At 44.4% G+C, this 25331-nt stretch carries 24 protein-coding genes, 1 tRNA gene and 1 pseudogene; 4 read left to right on the top strand and 22 right to left on the bottom strand.

From position 1 onward, the window contains the following. Positions 1-86: 86 nt before the first annotated feature. Positions 87-1280: an elongation factor Tu gene (gene tuf / locus NFR88_RS08865; RefSeq protein WP_160200804.1), complete on the bottom strand. Its 1194-nt coding sequence runs from the start codon at positions 1278-1280 to the stop codon at positions 87-89. A gap of 243 nt (positions 1281-1523) precedes the next feature. Then, positions 1524-3302 carry an InlB B-repeat-containing protein gene (locus NFR88_RS08860; RefSeq protein WP_251615262.1) on the bottom strand — a complete coding sequence of 593 codons (1779 nt, stop codon included), beginning with the start codon at positions 3300-3302 and terminating at the stop codon, positions 1524-1526. A 349-nt stretch (positions 3303-3651) separates the two neighbouring features. Between NFR88_RS08860 and NFR88_RS08855 the strand changes: the two genes are divergently transcribed. After that, positions 3652-3822, top strand: coding sequence for a ribbon-helix-helix domain-containing protein (locus NFR88_RS08855; RefSeq protein ID WP_160202996.1), 171 nt, complete (start codon positions 3652-3654; stop codon positions 3820-3822). A 125-nt stretch (positions 3823-3947) separates the two neighbouring features. On the opposite strand, the gene NFR88_RS08850 is transcribed toward NFR88_RS08855, so the two are convergent. The 16 genes and pseudogenes from NFR88_RS08850 to NFR88_RS08780 form a co-directional block, all read right to left on the bottom strand. Next, positions 3948-4024 (bottom strand) — tRNA-Thr (locus tag NFR88_RS08850). A gap of 155 nt (positions 4025-4179) precedes the next feature. Next, positions 4180-4806: an RNA polymerase sporulation sigma factor SigH gene (sigH, locus tag NFR88_RS08845; RefSeq protein WP_161909397.1), complete on the bottom strand. Its 627-nt coding sequence runs from the start codon at positions 4804-4806 to the stop codon at positions 4180-4182. After that, on the bottom strand, positions 4796-5689 hold the full coding sequence (rlmB, locus tag NFR88_RS08840) for a 23S rRNA (guanosine(2251)-2'-O)-methyltransferase RlmB (protein ID WP_160202982.1): 894 nt from the start codon (positions 5687-5689) through the stop codon (positions 4796-4798). Before rlmB ends, sigH begins: the two co-directional genes overlap by 11 nt. Further along, the gene (locus NFR88_RS08835) at positions 5676-6179 is read right to left on the bottom strand and encodes a dihydrofolate reductase (RefSeq protein WP_160202981.1); all 504 of its coding nucleotides are present in this window, start codon (positions 6177-6179) and stop codon (positions 5676-5678) included. Before NFR88_RS08835 ends, rlmB begins: the two co-directional genes overlap by 14 nt. Before the next feature lie 356 nt (positions 6180-6535). Beyond that, a complete protein-coding gene (gene thyA, locus NFR88_RS08830) occupies positions 6536-7366 on the bottom strand; it encodes a thymidylate synthase (protein WP_251615260.1) in 831 nt (276 codons plus the stop codon). Then, positions 7359-7760: a Mini-ribonuclease 3 gene (locus tag NFR88_RS08825; RefSeq protein ID WP_251615256.1), complete on the bottom strand. Its 402-nt coding sequence runs from the start codon at positions 7758-7760 to the stop codon at positions 7359-7361. The genes thyA and NFR88_RS08825 overlap by 8 nt, the downstream gene beginning before the upstream one ends. A 1-nt stretch (position 7761) precedes the next feature. Beyond that, positions 7762-9162: a cysteine--tRNA ligase gene (gene cysS, locus NFR88_RS08820; protein WP_251615297.1), complete on the bottom strand. Its 1401-nt coding sequence runs from the start codon at positions 9160-9162 to the stop codon at positions 7762-7764. Beyond that, positions 9149-9820: a serine O-acetyltransferase gene (gene cysE / locus NFR88_RS08815; protein WP_160202978.1), complete on the bottom strand. Its 672-nt coding sequence runs from the start codon at positions 9818-9820 to the stop codon at positions 9149-9151. The genes cysS and cysE overlap by 14 nt, the downstream gene beginning before the upstream one ends. 32 nt (positions 9821-9852) lie before the next feature. Continuing rightward, entirely contained in the window at positions 9853-10329 is a 477-nt protein-coding gene (locus tag NFR88_RS08810; RefSeq protein ID WP_160202977.1) for a peptidylprolyl isomerase, read from the bottom strand. Between the two features lie 14 nt (positions 10330-10343). Continuing rightward, positions 10344-10808, bottom strand: a complete 465-nt coding sequence (locus tag NFR88_RS08805) for an NUDIX domain-containing protein (protein ID WP_160202976.1) — start codon at positions 10806-10808, stop codon at positions 10344-10346. Continuing rightward, on the bottom strand, positions 10799-11323 hold the full coding sequence (locus NFR88_RS08800) for a chromate transporter (protein ID WP_160202975.1): 525 nt from the start codon (positions 11321-11323) through the stop codon (positions 10799-10801). Before NFR88_RS08800 ends, NFR88_RS08805 begins: the two co-directional genes overlap by 10 nt. Further along, entirely contained in the window at positions 11320-11910 is a 591-nt protein-coding gene (locus NFR88_RS08795; RefSeq protein ID WP_251615253.1) for a chromate transporter, read from the bottom strand. The genes NFR88_RS08800 and NFR88_RS08795 overlap by 4 nt, the downstream gene beginning before the upstream one ends. Positions 11911-11922: 12 nt before the next feature. Beyond that, complete coding sequence (locus tag NFR88_RS08790; protein WP_161909402.1) at positions 11923-13653, bottom strand: proline--tRNA ligase; 1731 nt, start codon at positions 13651-13653, stop codon at positions 11923-11925. Positions 13654-13683: 30 nt separating this feature from the next. Continuing rightward, complete coding sequence (gene ispF / locus NFR88_RS15235) at positions 13684-14160, bottom strand: 2-C-methyl-D-erythritol 2,4-cyclodiphosphate synthase (RefSeq protein ID WP_334296748.1); 477 nt, start codon at positions 14158-14160, stop codon at positions 13684-13686. Positions 14161-14166: 6 nt separating this feature from the next. Continuing rightward, positions 14167-14820 (bottom strand): annotated as a pseudogene (gene ispD, locus NFR88_RS15230) (2-C-methyl-D-erythritol 4-phosphate cytidylyltransferase); the annotation flags it as partial. Positions 14821-14843: 23 nt separating this feature from the next. Then, positions 14844-15983: a PIN/TRAM domain-containing protein gene (locus NFR88_RS08780; RefSeq protein WP_160202971.1), complete on the bottom strand. Its 1140-nt coding sequence runs from the start codon at positions 15981-15983 to the stop codon at positions 14844-14846. Positions 15984-16296: 313 nt separating this feature from the next. Here NFR88_RS08780 and NFR88_RS08775 point away from each other — a divergent pair, with 313 nt between their 5' ends. The 3 genes from NFR88_RS08775 to NFR88_RS08765 all read left to right on the top strand — a co-directional run bounded on the left by NFR88_RS08775 (position 16297) and on the right by NFR88_RS08765 (position 19835). After that, positions 16297-16974, top strand: a complete 678-nt coding sequence (locus tag NFR88_RS08775) for a response regulator transcription factor (RefSeq protein ID WP_160202970.1) — start codon at positions 16297-16299, stop codon at positions 16972-16974. Beyond that, on the top strand, positions 16958-18463 hold the full coding sequence (locus NFR88_RS08770) for a HAMP domain-containing sensor histidine kinase (RefSeq protein WP_160202969.1): 1506 nt from the start codon (positions 16958-16960) through the stop codon (positions 18461-18463). The genes NFR88_RS08775 and NFR88_RS08770 overlap by 17 nt, the downstream gene beginning before the upstream one ends. 247 nt (positions 18464-18710) lie before the next feature. Continuing rightward, complete coding sequence (locus NFR88_RS08765; RefSeq protein WP_251615246.1) at positions 18711-19835, top strand: Rpn family recombination-promoting nuclease/putative transposase; 1125 nt, start codon at positions 18711-18713, stop codon at positions 19833-19835. 88 nt (positions 19836-19923) lie between these two features. Here the strand turns inward: NFR88_RS08765 and radA are convergent, their stop codons facing one another. The 4 genes from radA to NFR88_RS08745 all read right to left on the bottom strand — a co-directional run bounded on the left by radA (position 19924) and on the right by NFR88_RS08745 (position 25330). Further along, a complete protein-coding gene (radA, locus tag NFR88_RS08760) occupies positions 19924-21303 on the bottom strand; it encodes a DNA repair protein RadA (RefSeq protein ID WP_160202967.1) in 1380 nt (459 codons plus the stop codon). Between the two features lie 184 nt (positions 21304-21487). Continuing rightward, entirely contained in the window at positions 21488-23446 is a 1959-nt protein-coding gene (locus NFR88_RS08755) for an elongation factor G (RefSeq protein WP_160202966.1), read from the bottom strand. A 150-nt stretch (positions 23447-23596) separates the two neighbouring features. Then, positions 23597-24040, bottom strand: a complete 444-nt coding sequence (locus NFR88_RS08750) for a hypothetical protein (RefSeq protein WP_251615242.1) — start codon at positions 24038-24040, stop codon at positions 23597-23599. A gap of 144 nt (positions 24041-24184) precedes the next feature. Next, positions 24185-25330: a M20 metallopeptidase family protein gene (locus NFR88_RS08745; RefSeq protein ID WP_251615226.1), complete on the bottom strand. Its 1146-nt coding sequence runs from the start codon at positions 25328-25330 to the stop codon at positions 24185-24187. Position 25331 lies beyond the last annotated feature (1 nt).

The following is a 25331-nucleotide window of genomic DNA, read 5'->3' as shown; positions in this document are numbered from 1 at the left end:
ACTCTTTTATAATGATTATAATAGAAGACCTGCGACTACTCGCAGGTCTTAGCTACTTATTTATTCAAATTGACTCAATATCGTAATTATTCGATGATCTCAGTAACAACGCCGGAACCTACTGTTCTGCCGCCTTCTCTGATCGCAAATCTCAGTCCTTCTTCGATTGCAATCGGGGTGATCAACGCAATTGTCATGGTTACGTTATCTCCTGGCATACACATTTCTGTTCCTTCTGGTAACTGCAGGTCTCCTGTTACGTCTGTTGTTCTGAAATAGAACTGTGGTCTGTATCCGTTAAAGAACGGAGTGTGTCTTCCGCCTTCTTCTTTCTTCAGTACGTATACTTCGCCCTTGAACTTTGTGTGCGGATGAATGGTTCCTGGTTTTGCCAGTACCTGTCCTCTTTCGATTTCTGTTCTCTGCACACCTCTAAGCAGTGCTCCTACGTTATCTCCTGTTTCTGCCTGGTCTAACAGCTTTCTGAACATTTCCAGTCCTGTTACGACTACGCTTCTCTTTTCTTCTGTTAAGCCGATGATTTCTACTTCTTCACCAACTTTCAGTACGCCTCTTTCTACTCTTCCTGTTGCTACGGTTCCTCTTCCTGTGATGGAGAATACGTCTTCTACTGGCATCAGGAACGGCTTATCGTTTGCTCTTTCTGGTTCTGGAATGTAGCTATCTACTGCTTCGAACAGTTCTACTATCTTATCTCCCCATGGTCCTTCTGGGTTCTCTAATGCGCCCAGTGCGGATCCTCTGATGATCGGTGTGTCATCTCCTGGGAATTCATATTCGTCAAGCAGTTCTCTGATTTCCATTTCTACCAGATCCAGCAGTTCTTCGTCATCTACCATGTCGCACTTATTTAAGAATACTACGATGTATGGTACGCCTACCTGTCTGGACAGCAGGATGTGCTCTCTTGTCTGCGGCATCGGTCCGTCTGTTGCTGCGCATACCAGGATTGCGCCGTCCATCTGTGCTGCTCCTGTAATCATGTTCTTTACATAGTCAGCGTGGCCCGGGCAGTCTACGTGTGCGTAGTGTCTGTTCGGTGTTTCGTATTCTACGTGTGCTGTAGAAATGGTGATTCCTCTTTCTTTTTCTTCTGGTGCTTTGTCGATCTGGTCGAATGCTACCTTTTCACCCAGCTGATATCTCTGATACAGGGTGGTTGTGATTGCTGCTGTCAGCGTTGTCTTACCGTGGTCTACGTGACCAATGGTTCCGATATTGATATGCGGTTTGGTTCTCTCAAATTTTGCTTTTGCCATTTTTGTTTTCCTCCTAATTGTATAACGTTATTTTTTAGAAAGGCGGACTTGGGCGTCCCCAAATCTGCTTATTGGGTTTTGCTCAAACCTAAAAAATATTTTAGCATAGTTTTCTGTAGTTTACAAGTCATTTCCATGGTAAAACTGCGGTAAAACCAAAGCAATCTGCCAATGAATACAGCTGCATCAAAAAAGGACGTTTTACATACGTCCTTTTTCACTGTAGCTCTACTTGCGTCTATTCTATTTCCGTTTATAGATTAGTGCTGCACAGCCAGTCCCTGCTGCTGCCAGAATCATCATCCATACTGCCAGCCACAAAAATGCGTCATCTCCGGTCTTTGGGGAACTGTTCTTTGCAGTACCGTTGTCATTCTTCTTTTCAGTTTTATTCGGTTTATCAGCCTTTGGAGTATCAGGCTCATCAATATCAATGCCAGGTGCTAAAGGTACATCCGGCTCATCAATATCCACATCGCCAGGATCGTCTGGATTTTCTTCTCCCGGATTTGGATCAAGGGGAACATCCGGATCCTCAATTTCTGTCGGCGGCGTTACCGGAATATAGGTACTCCGGTACTGCGCTGTGACGGTCAGATTCTCCTGTACATTGGTAAATTCTTTATCCCATCCCGTAAAGCGGTAGCCGCTGCGCACAGGATCTTCAGGAGCTGCTGCATCCTGACCGGCGAGCACTTCTTCACTCTTTAAAACGTTGCCGTTATAATCCACAAAGGTTACAGTAAAGCAATCTGTATATCTCGGTGTAACATAAATATCACCCTGACGGAATCTCAGGCTGGAAGCATCGCTTTCGTCAACCTTTTCAGTACCGCTGTTCACCCACTGCACATCAAAATCATCTTTCTTTGTGGAAAGGGTATAATCCAGTCCAACTTCCCGCGAATCCAGCTTCGAAGTCTGAATCTGACTCATCGTCTGGTCATACTGATAAGTCTGCAGATTGAGACTTGTAATCTTTTTGCCTTCTACATCAAAACGATTTCCTAAAAGTTCTGCAAATCTGATTTCATTATCCTCATGATAATAATCGTATGCAGCAACTCTCACCCACGTACTCTGTGCCGCATCCCAAACATTTACAGTAAAGAGAGTTGGCTGGTAAAAGATTTCTTTAGAAGACACGTTGTTTCGTCCCACATTAAAAACAATATATCGATTTGAATAATCAGTTTTATCCGGACTGTCTGTAATTCCCGTTTTAATATATCCGCCCACTTCCATCGGCGCAAAGTTTTCCTGCGCACGTACATAGATTTTCAAATCTGTATTTTGTTTTGTCAGATAGGTTCTTGAACCTGTCAGGCGGAAAGATTCTGGCTTTACTGTATGCTCATAGCCAAGATAGCCGGTCTTGTAGTTTGCTCTGTGCTCCACATTGGCAAAACGATAATCCTTCAGATAAGTGGATTCTTTCTCTCCCTGAGGAACCGCCGCCGCAAAAACGAGTACAGGCACAGAATAGTAAGAATCCTGGGAATCCAATCGTGCACCGACAATCCCTGAGCTTGCGTCAGCCTCGTTTCTTGCTCTGAAAGTCAAAGTACCGATTCCGTTTTCATCTACTGTATATTTGTTATCATTGGCAGTCGATCCGACCAGTCTCGGCACCTGCGCAATCCAATTTCCCGATCCGGGCCTACTCTCTCTGTCTGGCAAAGCGGCAGGCAGCACATATCCTTCATCTGCCTGCAAGGTCAGTGTAACCTGCAGACCATCAAACTTATAATCAGTAACCTGTACGTTCCATCCATCAAAATGCAGCCGCGCATAGGTTCCAAAGGTTTTTTCATCTGTGTAATCCGGCGCAATTACATTGTCTCCGTTTAATTCCGCCTCCATTGCATCTACGTAATCATTGTAATTATCTCTTGTAATTTTTTCATTGGAAATCGAAGGGCTTTCTCCATCCGAAATCTCTGCTGCTGCAAAACTCAGCTGCAGTGACATTGCAATCATGAGTGCCATAATCAAGCAGCTAAACTTTTTTAATGTTTTCATATTTTCTTCCTTTCTCCTATAAAGCCCTTATTCTTTTCATTGTTGATTTCACTGCAGCCGCAGCACACCGGCAATTCAACTGCATGAAATTATAATATTAACTCAGTGGACTTATCATATCATGATTTAGGTTAGATTCTTGTTATATTTTGTCACCTACTCCCAAAAATTTCAATTCCTTTAATAAACAAAATATTTCTTTTATCATGCTAACTGCATTTAAGCCGCGTTTAGGATAGCTTCAAAATATATTTACATTTATTTTTGTATTCATTTTTTAGCATTATTTTTTGAATACATACAAATCATATCACAGCGAATACAATTATGTAAAGAAAGGATTTGAATTATGGCAAAATTTATTCCACAGAAACAAGATAAAGAAGTAATTTCCATACGGCTTACCTCTGACCTATTAAAATCCATCGATGAAAATGCAGGAAAGGCAGACCTAAGCAGAAATGAATTCATCAATCAGTGCATCATCTTCGCCCTGCAAAATATAGAATTTGAGAATTAAATGAGTACCTGAGAAGTAACAATGAAGCTGAAACCTCGCCCTTTTCTGATTCTCTGCAATTTACAAGAGGCAATCTTTCATCACACAAAAACAAAAGACGCTGGAATTCCAACGTCTTCTATACTTGGAGCTGTTGAGCAGATTCGAACTGCCGAACCTCTTCCTTACCAAGGAAGTGCTCTACCTACTGAGCTACAACAGCATACCAATCGTTCTATATATTACTATATTTTCGGCTCTTTGTCAATGGCAAATTTACAAATCTTCACCGCGGTCATGAAAATCGATAAAAAGCGGTTGCGCACAAGGTTTTATGCCTTTGCTACGTATAAAGCCTTTCTTCCCGCTTTCTCCAATTCAATTTTCTAAAAATCGCTGTATCTTTTTCTTGATTCGCTGAATAGCATTGTCCACTGTCTTAGTAGAGCGGTGAAGATGCCCCGCAATTTCCCTATACTCTTCTCCTTTGAGCATATGGTTCCACACCTTTTTTTCCAGAGGACTAAAAATATCATGCTCGTTGGCTTTCAGAAAATCTACGACTTCTCTCATCAGCATCATCGCTTCTGGGTCCGTGTCTGCGCTATTTGCCGCAAGTCGCTCTGACAAAGCGGCTGCTTCCCCATTTTCAGCATTCTCCGCCTGAGAGTTCAGGGACACAGACTCATTGAGAATCTGATGTTTCTGACGATTCGCCGCTTTAATTGCAGTAATAATCTGGCGATTGACGCAAAGCTCCGCAAAGGTACGAAAAGAAGCTGCCTGGGTCTCGTCATAGTCACGAATCGCTTTAAAAATCCCAATCATACCTTCCTGCACTACATCCTCTATATCACCGCCGGCAATAAAGTAAGTCTTGGACTTCATCTTGGCAAGTTCTTTATACTTGTCAATGAGATATTCATAAGCAGTACTACTTCCCTCCTGCGCCATTTTTACAATGGATTCATCGGTAAGGATATTTAAATCTTTATTATTTTCCATCTCTCTGTCTGCGCACCTCATATAGCAAAACTGCCGCCGCATTGGAGGCGTTCAAAGAAGTGATATTTCCAACCATCGGCATGGAAACTGTAAAATCACACTTCTTTTTAACCAGCGGGCTAATGCCAGCCCCCTCACTTCCAATCACGATTGCAAGTTTTCCGGTTAAATCCTGCTGATAATAGGTCACACCGTCCATATCACAGGCAGCAATCCAGAATCCATCTTCTTTCAGTGCATCAATTGCCTGTCCAATGTTGGCAACTTTGACACAAGGCATGTACTCGACTGCACCAGCAGAAGATTTTGCTACGGTTTCCGTCAATCCGCAAGAGCGGCGTTTTGGAATAATCACGCCATGAGCACCTGCGCACTCGGCACTACGCATGATTGCGCCCAGATTATGCGGATCTTCCAGATTGTCGAGAATCACAATTAAAGGCTGCTCTCCCGCCGCCTCTGCTTTGGCATAGATATCCTCCATCTCACTATAATGGTAGGCTGAAGCATAGGCAATGACCCCCTGGTGAGGCGCACCGCCGGCAATTCTGTCCAGAGTCTGTTTATCGCTCTGATAAATGGGAATTGCCTTTTCTTTTGCCATGGCAATAATCTTCGCAATGGAGCCCTCTGCGCCTTTTCCGACCAGAATCTTTTCCATTTCTCTGTCATTTCTAAGCGCTTCTATCACAGGGTTTCTGCCTAAAATCGCGCCTGCCGGAAGCTCTGCCTGCCAAAACTTTTCTTCACCTTGTCTCGTTTTAGTTCCCGCAGACTTTGTATTTCTCTCACTTCTGCGGCTTGCCTTCGCTTCCTCTGGCGCTCTGTAGGCTTTGCCCTTTCGGGCGTTAATGGATGCCCAGTCTCTTTTATTTTTTGCCATCTTCTTTTCTCCTATATTCAAAAAACTGGTAACAGATTCCTTTTTCCTCCTGCAGTTCACTTTCCCAAACTACCTCAAATTCCGGCATTTCATCCAGATTGACAAACCAGGTATCTGCCGGAAATTCCGCGTAAATCTTAGTAATATAGCAGGTGTCACATTTAGGCAAAAAATCTCTGTAGACCTTTCCACCACCGATGATCATGACTTCGTCAGAATCCAGTCCGGCCAGCACCGCAGAAAGTTCCTCTTCAGAATGCACCACGGTTACGCCGGAAGGCGCGTAATCGGCTCTGGTGGAAAGCACGATATTTTCACGGTTTGGAAGGGGTTTCCCACCTGGCAGGCTTTCTAAGGTGGCTCTGCCCATTACCACAGTTTTTCCGGTCGTTCTCTCCTTAAAATATTTCAAATCACCTGAAAGGTGACAGAGCAGTCCGCCCTGATTGCCAATGGCCCAGTTTTTGTCTGTTGCAAGTATCAGTTTCATAAAATCTCCCTTCGCCCTAGTGGATGCTATCTTTCAATCGGCAACATTGACAAATTATTCTTTTTCCTAATTTTTTGTCAATGTTCAGCCGATATTTATCGCGCAAACAACGATATTTTCCTATCAACTTTGACAAAATTGCCAAAACTTTTGTTTTTTGTCAATCCAGGCAATGTTTTCACTCCAAAACCTTGACAAAATTGACAGATTTCCGATTTCTTGTCAATTTTGTCAAAATTCGCATCGAAAACCGCAATATTAGCCGAGATTTTTGCCGATTTATTGACAAAACCGCAAAAAATTTCAAAATTTGGTAATGCCATCGCAGCTGAAATACCATAGCTGAATTACCGCAATTAAATTGCCACAGGAATATTTTTAACCTGTGGATTTTTCTGGTAATCCTCGATAATGATGTCGTCCACGGTAAAGTCATAGAAATCCTTTATGTCCGGATTGAGTCTGAACTTCGGCGCCGGATACTGAGGTCTTTCGATTAGTTCCTCTACAATCGGCACATGGCGATCGTAAATATGGGCGTCAGCGATAACGTGCACCAGTTCGCCAGGAACCAGTCCGCAAACCTGCGCCAGCATATGTACCAGTACGGAATACTGCACTACATTCCAATTGTTGGCAGTCAGAATATCCTGCGAACGCTGATTCAAAATGGCGTTTAGCTTGTCCCCTGTCACGTTAAAAGTCATACTGTATGCGCACGGCTCCAGTCCCATTTCCATTAAATCACTGAAATTATAAATGTTAGTCATAATCCGTCTGGAGTACGGCGTATTGCGAAGCTGCCAAATGACATTGTCCACCTGATCCATCTCGCCTTGGGCAAAGCGATATTTCACACCTAACTGATAGCCATAGGCTTTTCCAATAGAGCCGGTTTCATCAGCCCAGGAATCCCAAATATGGCTGTTCAGATCATTTACATTGTTTGACTTTTTCTGCCAAATCCACAGCATTTCATCCACCGCAGACTTGATTGCAGTCGGGCGCAGGGTCAGCGCCGGAAACTCTTCCTGTAAATCATAGCGATTCACTACCCCGAAATTCTTGATGGTGTGCGCGGGAGCACCGTCTGCCCATTTTGCACGAACCTGCTGTCCTTCTGTGGAAAAGCCATGGTCTAAAATGCCGCGGCACATATTGACAAATAACACATCTGCTTTACTCATTCTTATCTCCTTCTATTCTGCCCACGGCTTCCTTTACTATTTCTGTCATGCGTTCATCCTGTCCATCCAGATATAGATATCCGATTAAAGCCTCAAAAGCCGTCGCCAGCTTATACGCCACCGGTCCTGCGCTTCTGGATTTTGATACGCTTTTGTGATTTCTGGCACACTTTACAATCGCAGTTTCCTCTTCTGTGAGAAAGTCCCTCATCAAGGATTTTATAGCTTTTGCCTGCGCCTCCGCTCGCACATAAGTCACCGCCATCTTATGCAGCATGTCCGCATTTTTCTGACCGCTTTCCATCACATGTTTTCTTATAAATACTTCATAAACGGCATCGCCGATAAAAGCCAATGCCGTTGTGTTTATTTCCCTTGGATTGAATTGCTCCATATTACTCTTTTATAATCTGCACGCCCTGTGGGGTGTCCTTGAGTGTAATGCCCTTTTCCTTCAACAGATCTCTGATTTCGTCAGCTCTTGCAAAATTCTTTGCCTTTCTCGCTTCCTGCCTCTCATCAACCAGCTTCTGAATATCTTCATCAACAGCACTATCTTCTTCTACCTGCAAAAGACCCAGCACGTCAGCAAATTCCATCAGTGTATCCAAAGATGCTTTCGCAAATTCTCTTGTGGCGCCGTCCTTCACAGCAGTGTTTGCAGCAGTTATCAGTTCAAAAACCGCACTGATTGCGTCAGCTGTATTCAGATCATCGTCCATGGCCTTAACAAAGGCTTCGCGGTACGTCCCATAGTCTTCCAGCTGCTCTTTTTCTGCCTCAGTCATAGAGCCTTCTGCCCCTGCTGTCGTCAGATACGTCAGGTTTTCTTTACAGTTTGCCATTCTGGAAAGACCGTTCTTCGCCTGCTCCATCAGAGCGTCAGAGAAGTTAATCGGGCTTCTGTAATGGCCGGAAAGCAGGAAGAAGCGCATAACCTCTCCGCTATACTCCCTTAGAATGTCTCTTACAGTAAAGAAGTTGCCCTTGGATTTAGACATTTTCTCGTTGTCAATGGTGATATAACCGTTGTGCATCCAGTAGTGGGCAAAGGGTACGCCATTGCAGCACTCAGACTGTGCAATTTCGTTCTCGTGATGCGGGAACTGCAGGTCCTGTCCACCCGCGTGGATATCGATAGTTTCACCCAGGTGCTTTTTGGACATAGCAGAGCACTCGATGTGCCAGCCAGGTCTTCCCATACCCCATGGGGATTCCCATGCAATTTCATCTTCTGTTTTTCTTGCCTTCCACAGTGCAAAATCCAGCGGGTCCTGCTTTACTTCGCCCACCGCAATTCTAGCGCCGGACTCTAAATCATCGATGTTCTGCTTAGAAAGCTTTCCGTATTCAGGAAACTTTCTGGTAGAGAAATATACGTCGCCGTCCGCCTCATAGGCGTAGCCTTTATCGCAGAGCGTCTGTACGAAGTCGATAATTTCCTGAATGTGCTCAGATACCCTCGGGTGTACATCTGCTTTCTTAACGTTAAGCGCAGCCGCATCCTTATAGTATTCACCGATATATTTTTCGGAAACTTCCGGCGCAGTAATGCCCTCTTCTCTGGCTCTGTTGATAATCTTATCGTCAACATCGGTAAAGTTCTGCACAAACTTTACTTTATAGCCGCTGTATTCCATGTACTTTCTCAGCGTGTCAAATACAACGAAAGGTCTGGCGTTTCCAATGTGAAAAAAGTTATATACAGTAGGACCACAGACATAGATAGAAACTTCCCCTTCGCGAATCGGTACAAATTCTTCTTTTTTTCTAGTCAGTGTATTATAGATTTTCATCTTCATTTCCTTTCTGTTCCTTACTTGCAAGCTGATTTAGTTTATTCTCCAGCATAACCACTCTTCTGCGCAGGCATTCAAGTTCCGTTGCTACCGGGTCGGGTAAATCCACCTGATTCAAATCTTCTGTGCTTTCACCGTAACGTCTTACGATTTTTCCCGGAATGCCAACTACCGTGCAACCTGGCGGAATCTCATTAAGAACGATGGAACCTGCGCCAATTTTTACATCGTCCCCCACAGAAAAAGGTCCAAGGACTCTGGCGCCGGAGCTGACAATGACACGATTTCCGATAGTAGGATGCCTTTTTCCGGTGTCCTTTCCGGTACCGCCTAAGGTCACGCCCTGATAAAGCGTCACATCATCGCCGATTTCCGTGGTTTCACCGATAACCACCGCCATGCCGTGGTCAATAAAACACCTCCTGCCGATGGTGGCTCCCGGATGAATTTCTATACCGGTGAAAAATCTAGTCAGCTGAGAAATCATTCTTGCAAGCAATTTAATATTATGTTTGTAGAGAAAATGAGCCGGCTTATGCCAAATCAGTGCCCAGATGCCTGGGTAACAGAGCAGAACCTCCAAACTGTTTCTCGCTGCAGGGTCTTTCTTCAGCACAGTTTGAATATCCTCTCTCACATCTTTCCAAAAAGCCATCTTACAAATTCCTCCTACTTTTAACCAAATCTTTACTCAACTACAATCGTCTTAATCTTTACTGGTTCCAGCGGGCAGTCCATGCGGTCTCTTTTCACATTGACTATATCCTGTGCAACCTCCATACCTTCTGTAATTTTTCCAAAAGAAGCGTACTGACCGTCAAGGTGCGGCGCATCAGCTACCATGATAAAAAACTGGGAGCCTGCAGAATCTGGCATCATCGATCTTGCCATGGACAGAACCCCGGTGGTATGCTTCAGATCGTTCTTTACACCGTTTGAGGTGAATTCCCCCTTGATACAGTATCCCGGTCCGCCGGTGCCGTTGCCCTTCGGACAGCCGCCCTGAATCATAAAGCCTGGAATAACTCTGTGGAAAGTCAGTCCGTTATAAAAACCTTCGTTTGCTAATTTCTCAAAATTTTCTACGGTAATCGGCGCAACGTCTTCGTAAAGCTCGCCCTTCATGATACCGCCATTTTCCATTTCGATGGTTACTGTTTTCATTCTATTCGTCTCCTTTATTCTTTATATCTTAATTTATAATAGGTCATGCCATTTCGTTCTTCTTCTAATATACCCCAAATTTCATCATTGAAAAATTTTGGATATATATGCTCCAGCGTGTTGATTTCTTCGCGGGACATAAAGCGAACCTCGCGGAGCACCTGATGATCGTCATCAAACTCAGGGTCTTTGCCAAGCCCCAGCTGACCACCTCTGATTTCTCCCAGCATATAGTTGACAAAGCGCTGCCCTCTTTCTGGTGAAACCTCTTCAATGTGCCATGCTACGCCCACAACTTCAATATCAAGACCGGTTTCTTCCTTCGCTTCCCGAACCGCAGCTTCGATGGAGTTTTCGCCTTCTTCAATCCCGCCGCCAGGAACCATCCAGATATCTCTGTCCTCGTGGTGCTGCCTTACCATTAAAATTTTGTTTTTTTCTTCATTGGTAATGACTACCCTTACGCCGCCTACCCACATAATATTGCTCCTAACACGCCCGCACCGACGATGATTGCGATGGGGCTTACCTTAAACTTTCCTGCTAAGATTACCGTCGCCAGCGCAATAACAATTGCCACCGGATTCAGCGCAGCAAAGGCGCTCTCACCCATAAAGATGACCGCCGCTGCAATGAGCCCTACCGTAACCGGTCTGATTCCAGCAAAAGCACCGTCGATAATCTTACTTTCTTTGAATTTATTGATAAAATAACATACCAGAATCACCAGGATAAAAGAGGGCAGTGCTACGCCAAGGGTTGCTGCAAAAGCACCACCGTATCCGGCACAGTTAAAACCAACATAGGTTGCAGCGTTCACTGCAATCGGTCCCGGAGTCACCTGAGAAATTGCGACCAGATTGGAAAATTCATCAGCAGACATCAGTCCAAACTGCTTCGCTCCCTGGTAAATAATCGGCAGCATTGCCATCCCACCGCCAAAGCCAAAGAGTCCTATCTTTGCAAAGACAAAGAATAGCTGAAGGTAGATCATACACGCTCACCTCCATCACGGTTCTTTCGCTTTTCCATCACTGCAGTATAAACAAGGCCGGCTGCGATACCGCCCACAATTGCCCATACCGCACTGACAGAAAGTCCTGCTATGAGCCCGAAGGATGCCAGCGCCAAAATCCACTGGAAAGGCTTCTTCAAAACCTGCTTTCCGACTTTGTAGGCAGAAAATGCAATCAGACCTGTCGCCGCCGCCTTAATGCCAACCAAAGCCCCCTTCACATAAGGATTGTCGCCAATCCCCTGCAGAAGTTTTACGATCAGAATAATGATCACAAAGCTGGGAAGTATCACGCCCACTGTAGCTGCCAGAGCTCCGCCAATCCCTTTTTTCCGGTGTCCGATATAGGTCGCCATATTGATGGCAACTACCCCCGGAAGACCTTGGCTGACTGCAATACAGTCCACAGCTTCCTCTTCTGTCATCCAGTGTTTCTCATCAACTACGATTCCCTGAATCAAAGGAATCATCGCCATCCCACCGCCGATAGTGAACAGCCCCAGCTTGAAAAAGGACCAAAACAACTGAAAATATATATTCTCTTTTACTCCGCTCGTTTTACCCATTTAAATTCCGCTTTATTTTTCCCTGTTTACAATTTCAATTGCCCTTGCAATTGCTTCGCTGACAGAAATCTCTTCCTTCTCGGCATCCCTTCTCAGCTTGTATTCTACCTTATCTTCACCTGCCAGCTTTCCAACAGTGATTCTCACTGGAATACCCAGAAGATCTGCGTCCTTAAACTTAACACCTGGGCGCTCTTTTCTGTCGTCCAGCAGAACCTCCACTCTGGCGTCTAACAGTTCCTGATAGATTCTTTCTGCTACGCCTGCCTGCACTTCATCGTCCGGTTTTACCAAAGTGATAATTGCATGGTAAGGCGCTACTGACATTGGCCAGATAATACCGTTTTCATCGTGGTGCTGCTCCACAACAGCCGCCAGGGTTCTGGTTACGCCAATGCCGTAGCAGCCCATGACTATCGGCTGTTCCTTCTGATTTTCGTCTACATAGTTAGCGCCCATGGACTCAGAATATTTGGTTCCCAGTTTAAACACCTGACCCACTTCGATACCTCTGGCATGTTTTACCGGTGCACCGCAGATTGGACAAGGATCTCCTTCTTTGAGCACCTTCAAATCGGTTACAATGTCCCCTTTATAATCTCTTCCGTAGTTGACATTTTTCACATGGTGATCTGCCTTATTTGCGCCTGCGCAAAGGTTTGCAAGACCAGGAAGTTCACTATCCACAACAATGGTACAGTCGTGGAGTCCGCAAGGACCTGTAAAACCGCCAACACAGCCTGTTGCTGCTGCCATCTTTTCTTCATCAGCAAATGCGATAGCATGTTCTGGAATCTTCAGTGCGTTGACCAGCTTAATCATGTTCAGCTCTCTGTCGCCTCTGACAAAGGCTGCCACATAACCGTTTTCTTCACCTTTCTCATCGTAAGTGACAAAGAGCAACGCTTTGATAGTCTGCGTCTGATCAAGCCCTAAGAAGTTTGCAACTTCTTCGATGGTCTTAGTGCCCGGTGTATGCACTTCCTCCATAGGAAGCAGTTCCACATCGGTCTGCGCTGGTGCGTCTACACACTCAGCTCTTTCAGTGGTAGCCGCCATGGTACAGCTTTCGCAGTATGCGATTTCACTTTCACCGACTTCGGAAAGGGCGGTAAACTCATGAGAGTTGCTGCCTCCGATTGCGCCTGTATCCGCTTCTACCGGTCTGAAGGTCAAACCACAACGGGTGAAAATTCTGTCGTAAGCGTCATACATGGTCTTGTAACTTTCGTCAAGACCTGCATAGTCCTTATCGAAAGAGTAAGCATCCTTCATGATGAACTCTCTGCTTCTCATCAGACCAAACCTAGGTCTTGCCTCATCTCTGTACTTAGTCTGAATCTGATACAGGTTCATCGGAAGCTGTCTATAAGACGATACATCATTTCTGATGACATCGGTGAAAATTTCTTCGTGTGTAGGTCCCAGGCAGAAATCTCTGCCGTTTCTGTCCTTCAGTCTCCAAAGCTCAGGTCCGTATGCGTACCATCTGCCGGATTCTTCCCAGAGTTCAGCAGGCTGCACTGCAGACATATGAATTTCCTGGGCGCCAGTTGCGTCCATTTCCTGTCTTACGATTTCTTCGATTTTACGAACTGATCTCCAGCCCAGCGGCATAAAGCCGTACACGCCGGAAACCAGCTTGCGAATCATGCCGGTGCGAAGCAGCAGAATATGACTGGAAATTTCCGCTTCGTTTGGCACTTCCCTTAAAGTTTTAATATGCATTTTTGATAATCTCATTTTATTTTCACGATCCTTTCTGGACGGATTCTACCGATTCAAAAGACACACAGCCTCTGCCGCAATGCCCTCTCCTCTTCCGGCAAAACCCAGTTTTTCTGTAGTGGTTGCTTTTATACTGATCTTACTTTCGGGCACCTTCAGGGTCTTTGCGATGTTCTCGCACATTTGCCCTATAAACGGTGCCAGCTTGGGTCGCTGACACACCACAGTTACATCGGCATTTCCCAGGGAATATCCCTCCTCTGCTAAACGTTTTCCAACTTCCGCTAGAAGCTTCAGACTGGAAATCCCATGGTACGCTTCATCAGTGTCGGGAAAGAGCTTTCCGATATCGCCAAGAGCAGCAGCACCTAGCATAGCATCCATCAGTGCATGGACAAGCACGTCAGCATCAGAGTGTCCGTCGAGCCCCTTGTCATGAGGAATTTCAACGCCGCCGAGTATTAACTTTCTATCTTCTGTCAGCCGGTGTACATCATAGCCCGTGCCGATTCTTGTTTCCATCTGTAAATCCTCCGGTGTAGTAATTTTTAGGTTGGTATACTCGCCGGGAACAATAGATACTTTCTGACCCAGTCTTTCTACAAGGCTAGCATCATCAGTTCCGTAAAAGCCGTCTTCTGCCGCCTTTTCATAGGCGCGCTCTATCAGCGCAAACTGAAATGCCTGCGGTGTCTGCACGCAAAAAAGCTGACTTCGGTCTAAAGTTCCCTGCCGGTTGTGTCTTATAGTATCTTTAGGCGGCACAGCAGGAATTGCCGCACCAGTGCATTTTGCTTTCTCCACAACTGCCGTAATCAGCTGCGTGCTGACATAAGGTCTGACTCCATCGTGAATAAGCACAATGCTATCTGCTGCACCGATTTCATGCAAAACTTTAAGTCCGTTATAAATAGAATCCTGTCGCTCCTGTCCGCCAGTAACCAGATGTACCTGCCCGGCTTCAATCTCTATAGCAAAAAATCGGCGGCAAAGGTTCATATAATCTGCCCCCGTTACAATTACGGTTCCATCGACAACAGAATTCGAAAGAAACTTCTGCACTGTCTTTTCAAGTATGGTCTTTCCGTCAATCGTTAAAAATTGTTTTGGAAGCGGTGCTGCCATTCGTTTACCAGATCCGGCAGCACCGATAATCGCATATACCTTCGTTCCATTTAACATAAATCATCATCTTTCGCCACAGGCTATTTTTTCAGTCTGCCGAAAATCATTCTTCCCGCGGATGTCTGCAGCACACTGGTCACATTGATGCGGGTCGTCTTGCCAATCATTCTTCTTCCATCTTCAACAACAATCATGGTGCCGTCATCCAGATAAGCGATCGCCTGACTGTTATCCTTACCCTGCTTTACCAGAGTCACGGTCATCTCTTCACCCGGCAGAACCACCGGTTTCAGTGTATTGGCAAGCTCGTTTATATTGAGCACGCCTACACCGTTGATGGTTGCCACTTTGTTCAAATTAAAATCATTAGTTACGACTTTTCCGTTCATCAGCTGCGCCAATTTCAAAAGTTTCACATCGACTTCCGGAATTTCCCGCAGAGATTTTTCGTTATCAGTATTATAGATTTCAATACCATAGTCATCCTGAATCTTATTGAGAATATCAAGACCGCGTCTGCCTCTTGTCCGTTTCAGAGAATCGGAAGAATCCGCAATATGACGTAGTTCTACAAGCACAAATTCAGGAATCACAATTGGTCCTTCCAGAAAACCAGTCTTCATAATCTCTGCAATTCTGCCGTCGATGATGACACTGGTATCAAAAATCTTTGGGATTCCATCATTTTTCTTCTTACCTTTGCCAAACAAGGTGGATTCTGACCCTTGTTGTCCCTGCTGATTCTGCTGGTTCTGTCTGCGCACGCCCATGAAAAGGCTGAAAATTTCTCTGCTCTTCTTCGTCGCGATGACTACCCCCAGATATCCGAATAACACATAGGAAATAATCGTCAAACTGGTATAGAGATACGTATTCTTGATGCTTGCATAAATCTGTGTCAAAAGCAACGCAATGAGAAGCCCCAAAATAAGCCCTACTACACCTGTAACCAAATCATTTGCTGACACTCCTCTGAGATCGTCCTCAATATTATCTGCTACTTTTACACTCTGCCTTCTAATCGCCGGTGTCAATCTGAAAAAAATAATTCCAAATATAATAGCAAAAGCGATTTCGATTCCGAGCTGCTCTCCCCCAGTAAAATACTCACTCAGGTTTCCACCGCTTTTAGTATACCAAAGCACCAGCAGTTCAGATAGACCGTAACCTAAGATTGCACCTAACAATGTTACTAATCCTCTGATTAGTTTCTTAAACATATGCTCTCCCCCTTCCTTTAAAAATACATACAGCGTGCATACCGATCTTCAGGGAGAATAAGACAAGCACAGCCCCTACTAATCGGTTTGCAAGGCGGGAGAAGCCTAATCCCCCACTTTACATCTATATAAATACAGTATAGTGCATTCCCGCGTCTTGTGTCAACCCTCCTGTGTATACAAATTTCTTGTTAATTGCACGTCTTTTGTGTTAAAATTAACTATACAGCCTTCATGTAATGAACACAATGAAACTGTATGATATAATTAAGTACATTGAATCGTCAATATTCTATCAAGAGGAGGATTATTTATGTATAAACTTTTAGTTGTTGATGACGAGCCCAAGATACGTGAAGTCATCAAAGAATACGCTGAATTTAACGGATATGAAGTAACCGAAGCCGAAGACGGAATGAGCGCCGTAGGTCTCTGCAAGCTCAACGAATATGACCTTGTCATTCTTGATATCATGATGCCAAAGCTGGACGGCTTTTCCGCCTGCAAAGAGATAAAAAAAATTCAGGACGTACCTATCATCATGCTGTCAGCAAGAGGCGAAGAATACGATAAACTTTTCGGTTTCGAACTGGGCATTGATGATTACATCGTAAAGCCTTTCAGCCCGAAAGAACTGATGGCAAGAATCAATGTAATTCTCGCTCGCAGGAATGCAGTCTCCCAAAGCAAATCCGACGTACTGCAGTTTAATGGACTGGAAATCAATATGGCAGCTAGAACTGTTACCGTAGACGGCCAACGTGTTGAATTGACTCCAAAAGAATATGAACTTCTTTTCTATCTCATCGAGCATAAAAATCTGGCATTATCCAGAGATAAGCTGCTCTCTGACATCTGGGGCTACGACTTCTTCGGCGATGACAGAACGATTGATACCCATATTAAAAATCTGAGAAATAACCTGGGCCCATATCGGGATTACATCGTAACACTCAGAGGGGTGGGATACAAATTTGAATTTGAAGAATAGATTCGATTTTAAAAGCATACGTTTTAAACTTTGGATTTACTTCATCGGTTTTGCTATGCTTTTAATCGGCTTAATCTGGTTTCTGCAAATTTTCTTTCTCAATAACTATTATGACCACATGAAAACTGGTGAAATCACCAAAATCGCCAACATAGTCATTGATGCATACGAAGATAGCGGAAAAAATCTTTACCGTCTGACTGAGGTTCTAGATGACATTTACGTGACGAACGAAGATATCTATATTCAGGTCGACAGTGTCGACGGTTCTGTACAGATTGCCCCAAGCTACAAGGATCATATTTCCCTTTACAGATATAAATACAACTTGCAAATGCAGACCCTGCTGACAAAGCTGAAGGAGAGTCCTCTCAACAAAGTTGCGACCATTTCTGAAGATACCAATCCGTTGACAGGAGAAAAAACGAAAACCTTAGGCTACGCCTGCTATCTTTCCTCTCCCAGCGTACTTTTGCCTGATTCCAGCGGTAGTTCAGAACTTGTCATGTACATATTCTCGCCTTTGTACCCGGTAAAATCAACTGTCTCTATCCTGCGTGTGCAGCTGATTTATATCACCATCATCGCTACACTGCTAGCTCTTGCACTGGCTCTGTATCTTGCCCGCAGAATTTCCAGACCAATTAAAAATATCACCCATTCTGCAGCCGAGATGGGAAAAGGACATTACGGTATCAAATTCCAAGGTGGTCATTATTCGGAAATTACTGACCTGGCAAATACATTAACCAATGCCTCCAGAGAACTGGAGAAAACCGATATGTACCAGAAAGACCTGATAGCCAACGTATCCCACGATCTTAGAACCCCGCTTACGATGATTAAATCTTATGCGGAGATGATTCGTGACCTTTCCGGTAACAATCCCAAGAAGCGCGATGCACATCTGGCAGTCATCATCGACGAAACAGATCGTTTAAACATACTGGTAAATGACATGCTCAATCTGTCCCGCATGCAAAACAGAACTATTTCGCTGGAGCGCACCAACTTCGACTTAAAAGCTACAGCAGAGTCGCTGCTGGCTTCCTATGATTTGCTGGCTGAACAGGAAGGCTACAAGATTAAGTTCAACTGTTCTGCCCCGATGATAGTCAACGGCGACGAAGCCAGAATCAAACAAGTTCTGTCCAACCTAATCACCAATGCTGTAAAATACTGCGGTGAAGACATGGTCATTATCATCAACCTGAAAAAGGCTGGTCGTAAAGTTCGGTGTGAAGTCATCGACCACGGTGCTGGCATCGCCCCTGATGAAATCAATCACGTGTGGGAGAGATACTACAAATCCAGTACTCACCACGTAAGACCGACCGACGGCAGCGGGCTGGGACTTTCTATAGTCAAGGAAATCCTGACCCTGCACAAAGCAAACTATGGCGTCAACAGCAAGCTTGGCAAAGGCAGCACCTTCTGGTTTGAACTGGACTTAGTGAAACAGGATCGCAGTTTCTTTTATAAATCATAGTAAAGATTCGTTATATTAAGACTCAGAGGTTTTCTAATCTCTGAGTCTTTTTTGAACTCTTCTATCTTGTACTTCCTATTTTCGATATTCTCAGCATAGTAAGACCCCCTCCCATGCAAGCTTTTTACAAAAAAGTGTCAAAATCCTACAAAAAAATATCAAAATCCGACATCGACCTTGTTTTACTCTTTAGCATGGGTTATACTTCCATAAAATATATTTATTGGAAATAAGATTGGAGGTTACCATGAATAAACAAAATAGTAAAAATAACTCACCGAATTCTCAGCACGTCGATGACACTTTCTTCAAAAATCCTAACCGCTGGCTCATCGGCTATGAGGATGACTGGGTATTTCATTATGTCTTTGGGCAAAATACAAAAGAAAGCAAAGATGCTCTAATTGCTTTTCTCAATGTCATTCTCTGCAAAGAGAAAAATCCTATCACAAGCATTGAAATTCTCAACCCTATCAATTATCGCACTTATCCAGCTGATAAAGAAACAACTCTGGATATCAAAGCCCGCACATCACAAAACGAGCTCTTTGATATTGAGCTGCAAAATGGAAATTTAAAACATTATCCAAATCGCTGTGTGCAGTACGGTGGGAAACTGGTTAATTTGTCATTGGAAAAGGGAGAAGATTATGATAAAATGGGAAAAAGCATTGTTATCTCCATTGTAACGGGAACCCTGTTCCCGAACATTCCTGGCATTCATACTACATTCCATCTGTGGGAGGATTCCTGCCGCCACCTGCTTAGTGACCGACTGGAAATGCATTTCATCGAGCTGGGAAAAGTGCAGACAGATAAACCAATGGAAGCAATGAACAACGTAGAGCAGCTTGCCGCCTATCTGAAACTGGCAGGCGAAGAAAAATCCGCAAATTATTTAAAGACCCTAATTGAAGATGGAGGTGAAGCAATTCAGATGGCAGAAAAAGTATTTCAGCGTGCATCAGAAGATTTTTATGCCAGAGTTCGTCAGATGGAAATTGAAATGCGCGAACATGATTTGGCGACAAAACGATTGCTGGAGGAAGAAGAACGAGCCGAACGGCTTCAGGAAGCTGAAAATAAAGGCATTGAAATTGGTATGAAAAAGGGAATCAAAAAGGGGATTGAACAAGGGATTGAGCAAGGACTTGAACAAGGACTCAAGCAAGGACTAGAAAGGGGACTTGAGCAAGGGATCCAACAAGGATTGGAGCAAGGGCTTGAACAAGGGCTTGTTCAAAGTATCCGAGTACTGATTCTTGATAATCGCTCCGAAGGGATTTCTGAAGAAAAAATTCTACACAAACTTGTCACAATATTCAACCTGAACGAGAACGATGCCCTGCATTACATGAATCAGTACAAATAAAATAAATTCAAAAATAGAGGCAGTAAACCGGACTCTCGCAGCGCCGTTTTACTGCCCTGTTGCTATGTAAATTCACAATTGTTTCTACTCATTCTCCGCGGAAAGCATCAATTGCCTGATAAATGTTTTCTGCACCAATCATACTGCAGCTTCCCAGTTTCTTTGTATCAATGCGGTCGGCATTTTTCTTAGGCAGGATAATCTGCTCGTACCCCATACGTACTGCTTCCATGACGATTTTTTCAGCATTCTGCACAGAGCGCAAATCGCCAGTCAGACCTACCTCGCCGATTGCCATAACTCGCTTTTGGCTAACAACCCCTCGCATGGAGGAATAAACCGCCAACGCTACCCCTAAATCTATGGACGTGCTGTCTGGCCGCATACCGCCTACCACATTGACATAAACGTCCTGATTAATCATCGTTATACCGGCTTTCTTCTCCAGTACAGCTAAAATCATACTAAGTCTCTGATGATCCACGCCGACTGCCGTTCGTCTCGCAAATCCTACGTTAGCAGGCGCAGTTAATGCCTGAATTTCAAAAAGTACCGGTCTGCTCCCTTCGTATACTGCGGTGATGACAGAGCCTTCACTCTTTACTACAGTGCTTTCTAAAAAAGTGGCCGACAGATTCTTAATCTCGCGCAAACCACCTTCCTCCATCTGAAAGGCACCGATTTCACTGGTAGTTCCAAATCGGTTTTTAAACACGCGAAGAATTCGCAGGTCATGATCTCTCTCCCCGGTAAAATTCAGCACGCAGTCCACCAGATGTTCCACAATCTTGGGTCCAGCCAACTCTCCATTCTTGGTAACATGGGCAACGATAAACACAGGGATATCTCCTGTTTTTCCAAGTTTCATCAATTGGTTTCCCACATCTCTGACCTGAGACACACTGCCGGGCACTGAGTCCAAAGTCTGTGTATACATAGTCTGAATGGAATCTATAATTAAAAACTTCGGTTTAAGATTTTCGCAGGCTGCAACAATATTTTCCATGTTGGTTTCCGCCAGAATATAGAGGTTCTCGTTCAATTCTCCGCAAACCCGATCTGCCCGCATTTTAATCTGTGCCTCAGACTCTTCTCCCGAGATATAGAGAACCGTACCCAGTGACTTAGCCAAATTAGCAGCTGCCTGTATAATCATCGTAGACTTGCCGATACCCGGTTCGCCTGAGATCAAAGTCAAAGAGCCCTTCACCAGCCCTCCTCCTAGTACCCGGTTCAGTTCCCCGATGCCTGTATCAATCCGAACGTAATCTCCTCCCGCACCAATTTCCTTTAGTTTAGATGGTTTAGCTCCTGCGGAGGCTCTTCGTCTCGTATCATTTGTCGGTGCCTCTACAATCTTCTCCTCTACCATGCTGTTCCATGCACCGCAAATACACTGTCCAACCCATTTACTGCTTTCGTAGCCGCATTCCTGACAGACATATACTGTTTTCGCTTTCTTTGCCATAATACGCTAACCTCTCCTCTTTGCAAACATTTGTTCGTATCTTGTATTATACCAAACACTGCCCCATTTGTCCACACCGATTATGCACGCCACACTGCAAAAGTTTGGAATGGCATAAAGGCTAAAGAAAAAACAGAATCCCAAAAGCCACCGACTTCCGGGATTCTGAAATTATTTTATCTAATTATTTTTCCTGCTGTGCCTGATATTCAGCGATAATCTTTTCAGACAGCTGTTTTGGCACTTCTTCGTATCTTTCAAATCTCATTTCAAAGACGCCTCTACCCTGAGTCATGGAGCGAAGAACCAGCGCATAATCGAAGAGCTCAGCCTGCGGCGCTTCTGCAAGAATCTTCTGTCCGCCTCCATTCTGTGGTTCCATACCTAAAATCTTGCCTCTTCTCTTGTTCATGTCGCCCATTACGTCACCCATGTAATCATCGGAAACGAAGATTTCCATGTGCATAATCGGCTCCAGAAGGCAAGGCTTTGCTTCGACGATACCTTTCTTGAATGCCAGAGATGCAGCAATCTTGAAGGATACTTCGTTGGAGTCTACATCATGGTAAGAACCATCGTACAATACAGCCTTAACGTTTACTACCTTGCAGCCTGCAAGAGGACCTTTCTGCATACTTTCAATGAGTCCTTTTTCAACAGCAGGCACGTAGTTCTTTGGAATAGAACCGCCGAAGAGTTCTTCGGAGAATTCAAATTCCTGCTGAGATGGTGAGAATCTGATGTGTACGTCACCGTACTGACCAGCGCCTCCGGACTGTTTCTTATGTTTACCCTGTACATCAGAATTTCCCTTGATGGTTTCCCGATAAGCAATCTTCTGCGGCACAACCTTAACAGTAACACCGAATCTGTCTTTTAACTTCGCCATAATGATACCCAGCTGGATATCGCCCTGACCGCCAAGAAGGGTCTGATGGGTTTCAGCGTTTCTTTCTACTACAAAGGACGGATCTTCTTCTCTCAGTCTTGAAAGACCTGTTCCCATCTTTTCTTCGTCTCCCTTATCAGCAGCTTCAATTGCGACGTAATAAGTCGGAGATGGATAATCCAGTGGCAGATATCTTACGATATCGCTCTTGTCGCAAAGGGTATCGCCTGAAACGGTATACTGCAGTTTTGCAACGGCTACAATGTCGCCTGCTTCTGCATAGTTCAGTTCCAGCTGTTCTTTACCTCTGAGGAAGAACAGCTTGCCAAGCTTTTCAGCTTTTCCTGCTCTCTCGTTGTAAACTTCTGTACCGGAGTTAATCTTACCGGTTACCACCTTCATGATGGAAATTTTTCCTACAAACGGGTCAACAATTGTCTTAAATACAAACGCAGACATCGGTGCGTCGGTGACAGAAATTTTTTCTACCGGCTCGTTCTTGTCGTTGAATCCCGGATATGCACCATGCTGCAGCGGTGTAGGAACATAGGTCAGCAACAGGTCTAGAAGACCTTCAATACCTTGTCCCAGCTGAAATGCCGAAGAGCATACAGGGACAATAACGCCTTCGGAAATGCCTTTGATTAAGCCATTTCTTACTTCTTCATCAGAAAAATCATCTCCGTTGAAGTATTTTTCCATCAGTTCATCGTCAGCCATTGCGATTGCTTCTTTCAGCTCTTCGTCGATTTCTGCAGAAAGTGGCCAGCTGAATGGAATCAGTGTTTCACCGAATTTTGCCTTCAGTTCATCAAAGGTTTTATAAAAGTCAAATTCGTCCTTATCTCTCTTATTGATAACGATGAATCTAGGTTTCTTATATCTTTCACAAGCATTCCATGCAGCTTCGGTTCCTACCTGAATACCTGAACCTGCATCTACCAGAATCACAGCAGCCTCAGCAGCGCGAAGGGCCGCATTTACTTCGCCGACAAAGTCGAAATATCCCGGTGTATCGATAAAATTAATCTTGCTGTTCTTCCACTCAATTGGAACAACAGAAGTATTAATGGAATAACCTTTTTCAATTTCCATTTTGTCGTAGTCGGATACTGTATTTCCGTCCTCGACTTTACCCAATTTTGTGATTACGCCTGTTTCTAACAGAGCGGCTTCCAGGAATGTAGTTTTACCACATCCGCCATGTCCTAATAAAGCAACATTTCTAATTGTTTCGCTTGTGTAGCCTTTCATCGATAAGACCTCCTACATTAATTTTGCGTATGTCAATAGTATAACACATTCTTCTCTTATAGTCTATCGGATTTTCGAATAGTTCGACTATTCCATGAAATTTTTCCCAAATGAAAAAGGCTGCCTCATTACAGCCTCCTTGCTTTTCATTTAACTGCTAAATAGTAAACTGGAATATCGAACCTCCCCGTCCTTATCTTTCCAGCTGATTCCAAGGGTAATCTTGTCCGCTTCGTTTATCGCCGTTTGCGACAGTCTATATGCTTTCTTTGGTGCTCCCTGTGAAAAATGCTTCGAAACTGAGATTGGCACGCTTTCTGCCACTATTCTGCAAGGTTTTGCTTTCTTGCTGCAAAACGGCTGCACTTCTATTTCGCCAATATTTCCCTCTTCATTGCCCAAATAGCACACATACGCCTGATATGTTCCTTCGCCTCTACCGGCGCTTCTGGATATGTACCCTTTCCAAAGTCCATCCTTACTCTCTGCGTAAAACTCGCCCGAATCCCTTACGACCATCGTGCATAAAAAAATCAAGCCTGCTGCAAAAACAACGATTCCAATTTTAAGCCAAATGTTATATCTGCTTCTCATCTCTAATTCCCCCTAAAGTACTGCCATTTATCCCCTGTAAAAATCGTCCGCTATTTAATCTTTGACTTAACTTCAGTTTATTGCAAAGTTTTATCGCTGTCAATAGCTGTAGGAAAATTGTAAGAATTTAATCCCTTTATATAGTTACAGCAGACTTTGAAAAAATAATACACTCCTTTCAATCAGATTGTCATTATAGTCAAATTCTGCTGAATGAATCGGCGTACATTCCATACCCGCGCCCATCCAAACCAGCGCGCCGGATGCTTTTTTCAGATACCAGCCGAAGTCTTCCGAACTTCTAATCGGGTTTTCCAAAGTCTGGGTCTTCCAGCCTTTTTCATCGGCAATATTTCGGATTTTTTCAATGCTTTCTCCGTGATTATAAGTCTCCGGGAACACATCGTGATAAGCAGTTTCCAGTAGAAGACCATACTGCTGCGCCTGCTCCTTTGCAAAATTTTCAATCCGGTCCCGCAATGCATTCATCTCATCTTCAATTTGTCCCCGAATAGTCAAAAGCAGTTTACCCTTATGGGCTGCTACCCCAAAAGCTCTTTCGCCGATATCCACCTGCACTACCGTCGCCAAAATCAGTCCTTCATGACATTCCGGCGCAGCCATCTTTTCTAACGCCAGCACCAATCTGCTAATCACCGCTGCAGGATTCCTCCCCTTTTCAGGCTGACTTGCATGGGCGGAAACTCCTGTAAACGTCAGCTCCATGCCCATGGATGCACAGTTAATCGTACCTTCCCGAAGAAGCAGCGCCCCTTCTTCAAAGCCCGGAAAATTGTGCAGCGCATAAACCGCTTCAATTTGTTTTTCTTCAATCAACTGCGCACAAACTTTGCCGCCAGCGCCGTTTTCTTCCGCATGCTGAAAAATCAAATATACCTCCCTGTCTGTCCCTGTTTCGGAAAGTTCCATGGCAAAGGCTGCCAAGGCAGCGCTGTGCCCATCGTGTCCGCACTTGTGGGCAACACCTGGATTTTCAGAAGCATAAAGCAAATTGCTATCTTCAAAGACTGAAATAGCGTCCATATCCGCACGAAAAGCGATCCTTCCTTTTTCGCTCTTTTTCTTTGGCTCATATACCGCATAAAACCACTGTCCTCTATCGACCACCTGCAAATCTGTATTTACCTTGATAAACTCCATCAGTATTTTCTTTGTACGCACTTCCTTTTCCGAAAGTTCCGGGTATCGATGCAGCTCATGGCGCAGCGCAATCGCTTTTTCCAGCAACTCCTGTTTCATCTGTTCCTCCTCACATAACTGATCTGACATA

The sequence above is a fragment of the Senimuribacter intestinalis genome (assembly GCF_943192965.1).
GTDB classification, from domain to species: Bacteria; Bacillota; Clostridia; order Peptostreptococcales; family Anaerovoracaceae; genus Senimuribacter; species Senimuribacter intestinalis.
The sequence above is the reverse complement of the archived record's forward strand: the minus strand, read 5'-3'. Positions and strand labels throughout refer to the sequence as shown.